Below are 12,387 nucleotides of genomic sequence, written 5' to 3' on the forward strand. Positions count from 1 at the left end.
AGGGGAAATGAGCGCGCCCTTCCCGGATGGTTCGTGCGTCGGCTGCCGGCGCCGACCACGCCCCGTGAGGGGCGTCCTGTGACAACGATACTCCGTGTCGTTCACCGCCGACCGACAGTGAGGCAGATCCGTCCGTTATTTTCACGGAATCCGAGTCAACCGTTGGTGGGGAACCCCAGGTCGACACCTCCTTCGGGCCGCTGGCCCGGGTCGCTCCAACGGGCCGTGACCGCCTTGGTGCGGGTGTAGAAGTGGACACCCTCCGTGCCGTGCGCGTGTGAGTCGCCGAACAGGGACTGCTTCCAGCCGCCGAAGGAGTAGTAGGCCATCGGCACCGGGATGGGGACGTTGATGCCCACCATGCCGACCTCGACCTCGTTCTGGAACCGCCGGGCGGCGCCCCCGTCGTTGGTGAAGACCGCCGTGCCGTTGCCGTAGGGGCTGGCGTTGACGAGCTTGACCGCCTCGTCGTAGCCGCCCACGCGCACCACGCTCAGCACCGGGCCGAAGATCTCGTCCCGGTAGCACGACATCTCGGGGCCGACGTGGTCCAGCAGCGACGGTCCCAGCCAGAACCCGTCCGGGCTCCCGCCCGACACCGGGTGCACGCGGCCGTCGACCGCCAGGGTCGCCCCCTCGCGCACCCCCGACTCCAGGTAGGAGGCCACCCGGTCGCGGTGCTCCCTGGTGACCAGCGGCCCCATCTCGCTGCGCTCGTCGTCGCCGGGGCCCACGCGCAGGCGCGCCACCCGCTCGCGGATCCGCTCCACCAGCTCGTCGGCCACCGAGTCCACCACGGCCACCGCGGAGACGGCCATGCACCGCTCGCCCGCCGAGCCGAACCCGGCCGAGACCGCCGCGTCCGCGGCCAGGTCCAGGTCGGCGTCGGGCAGCACCACCATGTGGTTCTTGGCCCCGCCCAGGGCCTGCACGCGCTTGCCGTGCTCGGCGGCGGTCCGGTACACGTACCGCGCGATCGGGGTGGAGCCCACGAAGCTGACCGCCGCCACGTCCGGGTGCTCCAGGAGGGCGTCCACCGCCTCCTTGTCGCCGTGCACCACGTTGAACACGCCCTCGGGCAGGCCCGCCTCGGTCCACAGCCCGGCCAGCAGCACCGACGCGGAGGGGTCCTTCTCGCTGGGCTTGAGCACGAACGTGTTGCCGCAGGCCAGGGCCACCGGGAACATCCACATCGGCACCATCGCCGGGAAGTTGAACGGAGTGATCCCGGCGACCACGCCGAGCGGCTGGAGGATCGAGTAGGCGTCCACGCCCGTGGACACGTTCTCGGAGTAGCCGCCCTTGAGCAGGTGCGGGATGCCGCAGGCGAAGTCGACGACCTCCAGGCCGCGGGCCACCTCCCCCCGGGCGTCGGAGAAGACCTTGCCGTGCTCGGCGCTGATCAGCTCCGCCAGCCGGTCGGCGTTGGCGCTGAGCAGCTCGCGGAAGCGGAACAGGACCTGCACCCGCCGGGACAGCGGGGTGTCGCGCCACCCCGGGAAGGCCTCCCGCGCGGCCGTCACCGCCGTGTCGACCTCGTGCCGTCCGGCGAGGTCGACCGCGCCGGTGACCCGCCCGGACGCCGGATCGTAGATGTCCCCCGTCCGCCGGGCCGGTCCCTCGTGGGCGGTCCCGCCGATCCAGTGGGTGACGTGCTTGCTCATGCCGCTCCCTTCCTTGTCCACAGGGGCGCGGTCGGGGCTGGTGCGCCGCGCCCCGGCGCGGTTTGCTTGATTACGGGGGGTTCCCGGGGGCCGCCGACATCGTGCTGCCCGCCTCCGCGACCGTGCGCGGCGACCCCCGGGCCCGGTCGGCCCTCCCGCGGACCCGGCCGACCCTTCCTCAGGCCTCGGCGTCCACCGCGCGCACCGCGTCCAGCAGCACGTCGCGGCCCTCCACGGCCTCCTCCTGCGACAGAGTCATCGGCGGCGCCATCCGCAGCACGTTGCCGTGCACGCCGCCCTTGCCCACCAGCAGGCCGCGCTCGCGGGTGGCCTCCAGCACCCTCCCGGCCAGGTGGGAGGACGGCGCGCCGGTCGCGGGGTCCGCCATCTCCACGGCGAACATCAGCCCCTTGCCGCGCACGTCGCGCACGCTCGGCAGCGAGGTCAGCGCGCGGAGCCCCTCCAGGATCAGCGCGCCCTGGCGCCGGGCGTTGCCCTGGAGGTCGTGCTCCAGCACGTAGTCCAGGGTCGCCCCCGCCGCCGCCATGGACACCGGGTTGCCGCCGAACGTGGCCACGCCCAGCGCGCCCAGCCGGTCCATCAGGTCGCCGCGCGCCACCACACCGCCCACGGCGAACCCGTTGCCCAGGCCCTTGGCGAAGGTCATGGCGTCCGGTACCACCCCGTGGTCGCCGATGCCGAAGAAGCTCGTGCCGGTGCGCCCCCAGCCGGTCTGCACCTCGTCGGACACGAACAGGATGCCGTGCTCGTCCAGCACCTCCTTGTAGGCGGCGTACAGGCCGTCCGGCGGCATCGCGAACCCGCCCACGCCCTGCACTGGCTCGGCGATCAGGCACGCCACGTTCGGCGCCGCGGTGTCCAGTACGTCGCGCAGGTCGGCCACGCACGCCTCGACGTACTCCCGGTCGGTCATCCCCCGGAAGGCCGGGGCCGCGTGGTCGGTGCCGTGCAGGTAGTGCACGTTCAGCGGGGACAGGGAGGAGTTCTTCCACGCCCGGTTGCCGGTCACGGCCACCGTGCCGAACGAGCGCCCGTGGTAGCTGCCGCGCATCGCCAGCACCTCGTCGCTGCCGCGCGCGTACGTGGCCAGCAGCAGGGCGGTCTCGTTGGCCTCGGTGCCGGAGTTGGTGAAGAACACCTTCGCGTCCGGGATACCCGACAGGCTGGCGATCCGCTCCGCCAGCTCGACCTGGCCGCGGATGAGGTAGAGGGTGGAGGTGTGCACGACCCCCCTGGCGATCTGGCGCTCGACGGCCTCGCGTACCTCGGCCACGTCGTAGCCGAGCATGTTGGTCACGATGCCGGTGAAGAAGTCCAGGTAGGTGTTGCCTTCGGCGTCCGTGACACGGGCGCCCTCGCCGCCGGTGATCTCCAGCGGGGACTCGTAGTACAGGGGAAGCCAGGAGGGCATGACCGCGCGGTGGCGCGAGAGAAGTTCCGACATGCACCCAGTCTCGCCCCGGCCCCCGGGCTTGGCCAGGATCAGCATGTTGACAACATGGCGGCCGGGTTTACGACGTGTAACCCGGCGCGCGCGTGCCCTCCCCTCAGGTCAGACCCGGTCGGCGCGGTACACCGTGTAAACCGGGAGGCCGGGAGCCTGACACTGCGTTCCGCGCCCGCCTCCTAGGATGGGTGCCGTGCTTCCCACCCTCGCCGAAGTCCTCCAGCTTCCCGCCCTCCAGCGCGCCCGCCCCCGGGTCGTGGCGTGCCCGGACCGGCTGGACGTGGCCGTGCGCTGGGTGCACATCGCCGAGGTCACCGACCTCGCCCACCTGCTGCGCGGCGGTGAACTGGTGCTCAGCACCGGCATCGCCATGCCCGACGACCCCGAGGCGCTGCGCCGCTACATCGACGACCTGGCCGCCGCCGGGGTCAGCGGCATCGCGGTCGAACTGGGCCGCAAGTACCACGCCGAGCTCCCGCCCGCCTTCCTCGACGCCGCGCGCGACGCGGCCGTGCCTGTGGTCCTGCTCGACCGCGAGGCCCGTTTCGTGGAGATCACCGAGGCCGTGCACATCCGGGTGGTCAACGAACAGCTGGAGGAGCTGCGCGAGTCCGAGAAGCTGCACTCGGTCTTCACCCAGCTCTCGGTGGAGGGCGCCGACACCGGGCGCATCCTGCACGAGGTCGCCCAGCTCTCGGGCTGCCCAGTGGTCCTGGAGAACCTCACCCACCAGGTACTGGCCTGCGACCTCAACGGCGAGGAGCCCGGAACCCTGCTCACCTCCTGGGAGAGCCGCTCGCGCGCGGCGCGCTCGGGAACGCGCACCGTCCACACGCCCGCCAACGGCTGGCTGGTCACCACGGTCGGGGCGCGCGGCCAGGACTGGGGGCGGCTGATCCTCGTGGTCGGGGCCAACCCCACCCCGCGCCAGAGCATGCTCATCGAACGCGCCGCCACCACCCTGGCGCTGGGCAGGCTGCTGGAGCGCCACCAGGAGAGCCTGGAGCGGCAGACGCACCGCACGATCATCGCGGGCATCATCGACCGGGCCTACTCCGACCCGGAGGAGGCGCTGGTGCGGGCCCGGGCCGTGGGCGTGCCGCTCAACGGCCGCGAACTGGTGGGGCTCGTGCTGCGCCTGCGTGAGAGCGGGACCGGACTGGCCGCCCAGGCGCGCCTGTCCGACACCGCCGAGGGCGCCGCGCGCGCCTGCCGCGAGCTGCGACTGCCCGCCCTGGTGGGCTCGCTCGACGACCTGCGCGTGGGCATCCTCCTGGCGCTGCCGGGCCGCCAGCGCCTGGAGCCGACCCTGCACATGCTCGCCGAACGCATCCGCACCGCGGTGGGCGGCGCCGCGGTGCTGGCCGTGGGCTCCTCCGCGGACGGGGTCCGGGAGGTGCGTCGCTCCTTCCTGGAGGCGCGCCAGGTCGGCGACGTGGCCATCCGCCAGAGCGACCAGCGCCCCTTCTACCGGCTGCCCGACCTGCACCTGCGCGGCCTGCTCCACCTGTTCCGCGACGACGAGCGGCTCCAGACCTACGTCGAGCGCGAGCTGGGGCCGCTGCTGGACCACGACGCCCGGCACGGCGGCGACCTGACCGACATGCTCCGCCACTACCTGGGCGCGGGCCGCAACAAGGCGCTCGCCGCCGGGCGGGCGCACCTGTCCCGACCGGCGTTCTACGACCGGCTGCGGCGCATCGCCCACGTCCTGGACGCGGACCTGGACTCGGTGGAGACCTGCCTGTCCCTGCACGTGGCGCTGCTGTCGCTGGACTCGGTCCGCGACGAGCGCTGACCCGCCGCCTTCCGGTCAGCGCGCCCCGGGCGCTCCCTCCAGCTCCATCCCCAGCAGGACCGATGCCAGGCTCTTGCCGTGGGCGTCCAGGTACAGCGACGTGGTCACGGTGTCCTCGCCCGCGCGCGGGCACACCAGGACCAGCGCGCACACGTTGTCCATCCGGTGGACGGTCACCGGCCCGCGCACGCGCCCGCCCAGCGCGCGGGCGACCCGCTCGGGGGTCAGCTCGGCGCACAGCACCGGGTACCACTCGGTTTCGTAGGCGATGACGGCGATCGTGTTGAGGTTGCCCTTGTCCCCGGCCCGGGCGTGGGCGACGTCGCGGAGCACGGTGCTCACCGCTCCCCCTCTCCGAAGAAGTCGACCCGGGTGCGCACGGCCTCCCGGTCGACGGTGGTCGACAGCACGCCCACGACCTCGTGGACGGAGGTCCTGAGCCCGCCCCCTCCGGCGGGCCCCGACGTGTAGAGGGCGCCCACCTCCTCGGCGACCGCCTCGGCGTCCGCGCGGGCGGAACCGAGGGCGGCCACCCGCAGCCGGCACTCGAAGGGCTCGCCCCGGCCGTCCCCGCTCCAGCCGTGCAGCGCGTCCACGCCCACGACGTCGGCGCGCAGCCGGGAGACCTTCCCGCCCAGGCGCTCACGCACCACCTCGCCCGCCAGCCGGGCACGTGCCAGCGCGCCGGGGCCGGCGTAGGAGATCTCGCCCTCGCCCCGGAAACCCGCCCGGTACCCGACGCTGACCTTCAGCTCCCCGGGCCGGGGCAGCCCCCGGGCCCCGGTGACCAGCACCCGGTCCGGTCCGGTCTCGGCCAGCCGCACCCCGGTCATGTCGAGCACCGCGTCCGGCGTGACGTAGGCCCGGGGGTCGGTGACCTCGTAGGTGAGCTGTTCGGTGACCGTGAGCCGGTCCACCCGGCCGCCGGTCCCCGGCAGCTTGGTGACCACGGCCGAGCCGTCCCGCTCCACCTCGGCCAGGGGGTAGCCGAGGCGGGCCAGGCCGGGGACCTCCTTGCGGCCCGGGTCGGCGAAGTAGCCGCCGCTGACCTGGCCCGCGCACTCCAGCAGGTGGCCCACCAGGGTCCCCGCGGCCATCGCGTCCGCGTCGCCGGGGTCCCAGCCCAGGCGGTGGGCCAGGGGCGCGAGGAACAGCGAGGGGTCGGCCGCCCGGCCCGCGATCACCACGTCGGCCCCGCCCTCCAGCGCGGGCGCCAGGGCGTCGGCGCCGACGTAGGCGTTGGCGGAGACGATCTCGCCGTGCGCCTCCAGCGGCAGCCCGTCCTCCCAGCAGGGCGCGGACGGGTCCAGCAGGTGCAGCACGTCGTCGCCGGAGACCGCGGCGACCACGGTCGGCAGCCCCATTTCCCGGGCCGTGGCGCGGGCCATGCGCGCCGCCGCCGCGGGGGCGGCCGCCCCCGCGTTGGTGACCAGTCGGGTGCCGCGGCGGTGCAGCGGTTCGAGCAGGAGTTCCAGGCGGCGCCGCAGGGTCGGGTCGTAGCCGGGACCCGACCCGCTGGCCTCCCGGAGCGAGGCCAGGGACACGGTGCGCTCTCCCAGGCACTCCAGCACCAGGGTGTCGAGGTCGCCTCCCTCCACGAGGTCGACGGCGGGTTGGAGGCGGTCGCCGGCGAAACCGGCGCCGCACCCGATCCGGGCTCTGCTGGGCACACTGACTCCTTCGAACGGTGTGGACGGGGCGGTCAGCCGACCCAGAGCGGGACGGCCCCGCCGGCGAGGGCGACCGCGAGGACGACGAGGCTGACCAGCCAGGCCCACGGCAGCAGGAAGCGGATGTGGGAGCCGATGGGCACCCCGGCCAGGCCGACCAGCAGGTAGAAGGAGCCGGTCAGCGGGCTGATCGGGAAGCCGACGGTCTCCTGGCCGATGATCGAGGCCTGGGCGATGTCGACCGCGGCGACGCCGAAGCCCTCGCCCACGGCGGTCAGCACCGGCATGACGGCGAAGTAGTAGGCGTCGGGGCCGAAGAGCAGGCTCATGGGCACGCCCAGGACGCCGACGACCGCCGCCATCCCGGGGCCGAGGAAGCCGGGCACGGCGCCGGTCATGGCCCGCCCCATCGCCTCGATCATGCCGCTGTTCTCCATGATCCCGAGGAAAACGCCCGCGGCGAGCAGGGTGCTTGCCATGAGGATCGCCCCGGAGGCGTGGGCGTTGACGCGCTCGGTCTGGGCCTTCATCCCCGGGTAGTTGACGACGAGCGCCACGACCAGGGCCAGCATGAAGACGAGTTCGGGGGAGAGCAGCCCGAAGACCAGGGTGAGGACGGCGGCGACGGTCAGCGCGGCGTTCACCCAGTACAGGCGCGGGCGCAGCAGGTCGGCGTCGGGTTCCCGTCCGCCCGCGGCGAGCGGGTCGGTCCCGCCCGTCCCTGCGGACCCGGCCGGGCTGCCGGTCGCGGCGGGCACCGGGGAGGGCACGGGACCGGCCGCCGCCAGCCGCGCGCGCTCGCGGTGGCCCAGGTAGCAGGCCACGGCGACGCAGGCGGCCATGCCCGCCAGCTGGGCCGGGATCAGCGGGGCCCACAGTTCGTTGGCCGGAACGCCGAGGACGGTGGCGGCCCGGGCGGTGGGCCCGCCCCACGGGACCATGTTCATGATCCCCGAGCCCAGCCCGACCAGCGCGGCCAGGACCACCCTGCGCATGCCCAGTGCGTCGTAGAGCGGGAGCATCGCCGGGATGGTGATGAGGAAGGTGGTCGCGCCCGCGCCGTCCAGGTGGGCGACCATCGCGAGCACCACCGTCGCGACCGCCACGGTCACCGGCGTGTTCCCGGCGAACCCGAGCACGCGGCGGATGATCGGCGCGAACAGCCCCGCGTCGCGCATCACCCCGAAGTAGAGGATGGCGAACACGAACATCGCGGTGGTGGAGGCCACGCCGCCGATGCCCTCGCCGACGAAGGAGGCCACCTCGTCGGGGCCGAAGCCCAACGCGAAGGCGGCCGCCACCGGGACGCCGACGAGCGCGACCACCGCGCCCACCCGGTTGGACAACAGCAGCAGCAGCACCACGGCGATCGTGGCGAAACCCATGGCGGTCAGCATCTGGCACGCTCCTCGGACACCCTCACGGGGGGAAGTGACGGGGGACACATGCCGACATGGTTTCGCGGGGTCCTCCCCGTGTCCAACATCAGTTTCCTCTGGATCTATGCTCTGGAGGCATGGATCTGAGCCTGAGGCAGTTGTCCGCCTACGCCGCGGTGGCCAGGTACGGGAGTTTCACGCGCGCCTCCCGTGAACTGCGCGTCGCGCAGCCCTCGCTGAGCAGGACGGTGCTCGGGCTGGAGCGCGCCCTGGGGGTACGCCTCCTTGAGCGGACCACGCGCAGGGTCGAGTGCACTCCGGAGGGGGCCGAGCTGCTGGCCGTGGCCGAACGCCTGCTGGAGGCGCACCGCTCGGAGATGAACGGGCTGGAGCGGTTCCTTCGCGGCGAGCGCGGCACCGTCGCGGTGGCGACGCTGCCCTCGGTGGCGGCCGCCCTGCTGCCCTCGGTGATTTCCCGGCTCAGGTCGCGCACGCCCGAGGCCGACGTCCACGTCCTGGACGGGATGTCGGAGGCGGCCGTGGAACGTCTCCAGGCGGGGGAGTGCGACCTGGCCCTGGTGGCCGAGGGCCGGGTGCCCGGCGAGCTGGTGTCGCGGCCGCTCCTGCGGGACCGCTACTTCGCGGTCGTGCCGGTGGGGCACCCCTTCGCGGAGCGGGCCGCGCTGACCTGGGCCGACCTCGCGGGGGAGGCCTTCCTGGCCACCGGCGGCGACTCCAGCGTGCGCGCGGGAGCGGACGCCGCCTTCGAGCGCGCGGGCGTGGTGCCCGAGCGGATCGTGCGGGCGGGCAACGTCTCGACCATCGGCGGCCTGGTGTCCGCGGGGATCGGCGTCACCGCGCTCCCGGCCCTGGTCGGGGTGCTGATGAGCTTCGCCGACCACGTGCGCGTGCCCCTGACCGACCCGGTCGTCGACCGCGGGCTGAGCGTGCTCACGCGCCGGGACCGCAGGCCGGGGCCGGTCGCGGCGGGGTTCCTCTCACTGCTGGAGGAGATGCGCGCCGAGGACCACCCGCTTCCGCGGGACGTGGCCTGGACGCGCTGACGGGGCCGGAGCGGGAGGTGCGCGACGGTGTCGCGTGCGGGACGGCGACGGGGGCACTGACGCGGCCGCGCGCCGCCCAGGGCGGGGTCACGGAGCGCGGCCCGGTGACGGCGGAGGCGGCGGGCGGCGCTCCCCGCGCCGCCCGCCGCCTCCGCCGTACGGGTGCTACAGCCGGGCGAAGGCCTCCTCCAGGATGTCCAGGCCCTCGTGCAGCAGCTCGTCGCCGATCACCAGCGGCGGCAGCATGCGGATCACGTTGCCGTAGGTGCCCGCGCTCAGCAGGACCAGGCCGCGGGAGTGGCAGTGGGACAGGACCTCGGCCAGCGCCTCGGGGGCGGGAGTGCGGTCGGCGTCCTGGACCAGCTCGATCGCGATCATCGCGCCGCGTCCGCGCACGTCGCCGATGACCTCGTACTTGGCGGCCAGCTCGCGCAGGCGGCCCAGCATCAGCTCGCCGATCTCACGGGCGCGCTCCACCAGGCCGTCGGACTCGATCGCCGACAGGGCGGCCAGCGCGGCGGCGCACGCGGCAGGGTTGCCGCCGTAGGTGCCGCCCAGGCCGCCGCCGTGCACGGCGTCCATCAGCTCGGCGCGCCCGGTCACCGCGGCCAGCGGCAGGCCGCCCGCGATGCCCTTGGCGGTCGTGATCAGGTCCGGGACCACGCCCTCGTGCTCGCTGGCGAACATATGGCCGGTGCGGGCGAAGCCGGTCTGCACCTCGTCGGCGACGAACACGATGCCGTTGGCGCGGCAGAAGTCCACCACCGCGGGCAGGAACCCGGGGGCCGGCTCGATGAAGCCGCCCTCGCCCTGGATCGGCTCGATCACCACGGCGGCCACGTTCTGGGCGCCGATCTGCTTGGTGATCTGCTCGATCACCATGGCCGCCGCCTCGGGGCCGCAGTTGTCCGGGCCCGTGGGCCAGCGGTACGGGTAGGCCATCGGCATCCGGTGGATCTCACCGGCGAACGGCCCGAAGCCCTGCTTGTAGGGCATGTTCTTGGCGGTCAGCCCCATGGTGAGGTTGGTGCGGCCGTGGTAGGCGTGGTCGAACACCACGACCGCCTGGCGGCCGGTCGCGCTGCGGGCGATCTTCACCGCGTTCTCGACCGCCTCGGCGCCCGAGTTGAGCAGGATCGAGCGCTTCTCGTGGTCGCCCGGCGTGATCCGGTTGAGTGCCTCGCACACGTCCACGTAGGCCTCGTACGGGTTGACCATGAAGCAGGTGTGCGTGAACCGGCCGAGCTGCTCGGCGGCGCGCTCCACCACGCGGGGGTCGGCGTTGCCGACGTTGGTCACGGCGATGCCGGAGCCGAAGTCGATCAGGGCGTTGCCGTCGACGTCCTCGACGATGCCGCCGCCCGCGCGCTCGACGTAGACCGGCAGGACGCTGCCGACGCCCTGGGCGACGGCCGAACGGCGGCGCTCCTGGATCGCGCGGGACTTGGGGCCGGGGATCTCGGTGACGATCCGGCGGGACTGGGCGACCTCGGTCGCTGCCATGCGGCTGCCTCCTTCTGCGGTGGACGGGAGCGGAGAGGGGCCGGGTGTGGGCTCCCCGACCTGGGACGACACTAGGGTGCGCGGAACCGCCCCCACATGGACAAGGTGGATAATCAGGGCGGAGCCTTGCGCCAGCGCGTCAGGGTTCGCACGAAGCGGGTCCGCCGGAGCGGCGGGAGGACGGCCCGCGTCCGGTCCCGCCGACCGCGCCGAACCGCCTCGGCCGGCGGCCGAAGTGGAGGGGAAGCCGATGCCACCGACCCTGGGGGCCCTGATGCGCACGCCCCGCCTGCGCCTGAACCTGCTCACCGGCCAGGAGAACCTGGACCGGCGGGTGGAGTGGGTAGCGGTCAGCGAGCTGGAGGACCCCACGCCCTACCTGGCGGGCGGCGAACTCCTGCTCACCACCGGCGTGCGCTGGGCCACCGGAGTCCCCGACCTGCGCGACTACACGCGCCGCCTGGCCGAGCGCCGCGTCACCGCGCTGGGCTTCGCGGTCGGCGTGGTCTTGGAGCGCACCCCCGAGCCGCTCCGCGAGGCCGCCGCCGAGTTCGGCCTCACGCTGCTGGAGGTGGCCCGGGAGACCCCCTTCATCGCGATCGGCAAGGAGGTGTCCCGGCTCCTGGCCAAGGAGGAGTACGAGGGGCTGAGCAGGGCCTTCGCCGCCCAGCGCGACCTCACCCGCGCCGCGCTCAGCGGGGAGGCGGCGATCGTGGACCGGCTGGCCCGCGAACTCGGCGCCTGGGTGCTGCTGCTCTCCGCCGACGGCGCCGCCCGGCACGCCGCCCCCGCCGGGGCCTCCCCCCGCGCCGCCGGACTCGCCGAGGAGCTGGACCGGCTGCGCGAGGCGGGCGTGCGCGCCAGCGTCTCCCTCACCTCGGGCGGTGAACACGTCTCCGTGCAGCCCCTGGCCACCAGCCGCCGGGTCCGCGGGTTCCTGGCCGTGGGCACCGGCGGACGCCTCGGCCCGGACGAGCGCACGCTGGTCAACGCCGCGGTGTCGCTGCTCTCCCTCGAACTGGAGCGCACCGCCCACGACGCCGCGTCCCGGGTGCGCGAGGGGGTGCTCGCGGCGCTGCTCACCGGGGCGCTGGACCCCCTCCACCCGGGAGCGGAGCGGCTGCGCGGGGTCCTTCCCGCCGAACCCGTCATCGTGGCGGCCGCCGACGGGGCCGGGCCCGCGCACCCGCCCGAGGGCGTCCTGACCACCGAGCACGACGGCCGCGCCCTGCTGCTGGCCCCCGCCGACACCGCGACGGGGGTGCTCGGCGAGGTCCTGGAGGGGCCGGTCGGGGTGAGCGACCCGTCCCCCTACGCGGAACTGTCCGCGGCGCTGTCCCAGGCCGAGCGCGCGCTGGCCGCCGCGCGCGACGCGGGGGAGGGGCTGCTCCGCGCCGGCGACCTGCCCGGCGGGCTGCTCGGGCTGGCCGACACCCCCGCCGGCGCCCGCATGGCCGGGGACCTGCTCGCCCCGCTGCTGCGCCAGCGCACCTCGGCCGAACTGCTCGCCTCGCTGCGCGCCTACCTCGCGGCCTCGGGCCGGTGGGACGCGGCGTCGGAGGCACTGGGGGTCCACCGCCACACGCTGCGCTACCGCATGCGGCGCATCCGCGACCTGCTGCCCGGCGATCTGGACGACCCCGACTACCGCACCGAGCTGTGGATCGCCCTGCGCGTCCGCGGCGCCGCGGACTGACCGCCCTCACGCCCCCCGGACCCCGTCGCCCGGCGTCGTCACCGGGAGTGAAAGTGGTGACGGGTTCCGGTGTTCGCGGGGTCCGGGTGCGGTCCGTACACCACAATGGCTTGCTGTCGGTGGGTAGTCGGCCGATGACACAGCC

9 protein-coding genes are annotated in these 12,387 nt (G+C 74.3%); 3 read left to right on the top strand and 6 right to left on the bottom strand.

Translation table 11 applies throughout. The features are described 5' to 3' along the window. Positions 1-155 precede the first annotated feature (155 nt). Together KGD83_RS06860 and KGD83_RS06865 are read right to left on the bottom strand one after the other, a co-directional pair. A complete protein-coding gene (locus KGD83_RS06860; RefSeq protein ID WP_212643031.1) occupies positions 156-1,664 on the bottom strand; it encodes a CoA-acylating methylmalonate-semialdehyde dehydrogenase in 1,509 nt (502 codons plus the stop codon). Between the two features lie 178 nt (positions 1,665-1,842). Further along, the gene (locus KGD83_RS06865) at positions 1,843-3,129 is read right to left on the bottom strand and encodes an aspartate aminotransferase family protein (RefSeq protein WP_212643032.1); all 1,287 of its coding nucleotides are present in this window, start codon (positions 3,127-3,129) and stop codon (positions 1,843-1,845) included. Positions 3,130-3,325: 196 nt separating this feature from the next. On the opposite strand from KGD83_RS06865, the gene KGD83_RS06870 reads away from it, so the two are divergent. Further along, the gene (locus tag KGD83_RS06870; protein ID WP_212643033.1) at positions 3,326-4,930 is read left to right on the top strand and encodes a PucR family transcriptional regulator; all 1,605 of its coding nucleotides are present in this window, start codon (positions 3,326-3,328) and stop codon (positions 4,928-4,930) included. A 15-nt stretch (positions 4,931-4,945) separates the two neighbouring features. Here the strand turns inward: KGD83_RS06870 and KGD83_RS06875 are convergent, their stop codons facing one another. The 3 genes from KGD83_RS06875 to KGD83_RS06885 are packed head-to-tail and all read right to left on the bottom strand — an operon-like array spanning position 4,946 to position 7,997. Continuing rightward, complete coding sequence (locus KGD83_RS06875) at positions 4,946-5,272, bottom strand: AtuA-related protein (protein WP_212643034.1); 327 nt, start codon at positions 5,270-5,272, stop codon at positions 4,946-4,948. Then, the gene (locus KGD83_RS06880) at positions 5,269-6,600 is read right to left on the bottom strand and encodes an acyclic terpene utilization AtuA family protein (RefSeq protein WP_212643035.1); all 1,332 of its coding nucleotides are present in this window, start codon (positions 6,598-6,600) and stop codon (positions 5,269-5,271) included. The genes KGD83_RS06875 and KGD83_RS06880 overlap by 4 nt, the downstream gene beginning before the upstream one ends. A 32-nt stretch (positions 6,601-6,632) precedes the next feature. Beyond that, entirely contained in the window at positions 6,633-7,997 is a 1,365-nt protein-coding gene (locus tag KGD83_RS06885) for a CitMHS family transporter (RefSeq protein WP_212643036.1), read from the bottom strand. A 119-nt stretch (positions 7,998-8,116) separates the two neighbouring features. Here KGD83_RS06885 and KGD83_RS06890 point away from each other — a divergent pair, with 119 nt between their 5' ends. Beyond that, on the top strand, positions 8,117-9,043 hold the full coding sequence (locus tag KGD83_RS06890) for a LysR family transcriptional regulator (RefSeq protein WP_212643037.1): 927 nt from the start codon (positions 8,117-8,119) through the stop codon (positions 9,041-9,043). Positions 9,044-9,208: 165 nt separating this feature from the next. On the opposite strand, the gene gabT is transcribed toward KGD83_RS06890, so the two are convergent. After that, positions 9,209-10,546, bottom strand: coding sequence for a 4-aminobutyrate--2-oxoglutarate transaminase (gabT, locus tag KGD83_RS06895; RefSeq protein WP_212643038.1), 1,338 nt, complete (start codon positions 10,544-10,546; stop codon positions 9,209-9,211). 250 nt (positions 10,547-10,796) lie between these two features. Here gabT and KGD83_RS06900 point away from each other — a divergent pair, with 250 nt between their 5' ends. Further along, positions 10,797-12,242 (top strand): PucR family transcriptional regulator, encoded by a 1,446-nt coding sequence (locus KGD83_RS06900; protein ID WP_212643039.1) that lies wholly within the window; start codon positions 10,797-10,799, stop codon positions 12,240-12,242. Positions 12,243-12,387: the final 145 nt, after the last annotated feature.

The sequence above is a fragment of the Nocardiopsis akebiae genome (assembly GCF_018316795.1).
Lineage (GTDB): Bacteria > Actinomycetota > Actinomycetes > Streptosporangiales > Streptosporangiaceae > Nocardiopsis > Nocardiopsis dassonvillei.

Excerpts from the sequence above, each read along its gene's own strand:
- KGD83_RS06885 (WP_212643036.1), bottom strand. The coding sequence starts at position 7,997 with ATGCTGACCGCCATGGGTTTCGCCACGATCGCCGTGGTGCTGCTGCTG.
- KGD83_RS06890 (WP_212643037.1), top strand. The coding sequence starts at position 8,117 with ATGGATCTGAGCCTGAGGCAGTTGTCCGCCTACGCCGCGGTGGCCAGG.
- KGD83_RS06860 (WP_212643031.1), bottom strand. The coding sequence starts at position 1,664 with ATGAGCAAGCACGTCACCCACTGGATCGGCGGGACCGCCCACGAGGGA.
- gabT (WP_212643038.1), bottom strand. The coding sequence starts at position 10,546 with ATGGCAGCGACCGAGGTCGCCCAGTCCCGCCGGATCGTCACCGAGATC.
- KGD83_RS06865 (WP_212643032.1), bottom strand. The coding sequence starts at position 3,129 with ATGTCGGAACTTCTCTCGCGCCACCGCGCGGTCATGCCCTCCTGGCTT.
- KGD83_RS06900 (WP_212643039.1), top strand. The coding sequence starts at position 10,797 with ATGCCACCGACCCTGGGGGCCCTGATGCGCACGCCCCGCCTGCGCCTG.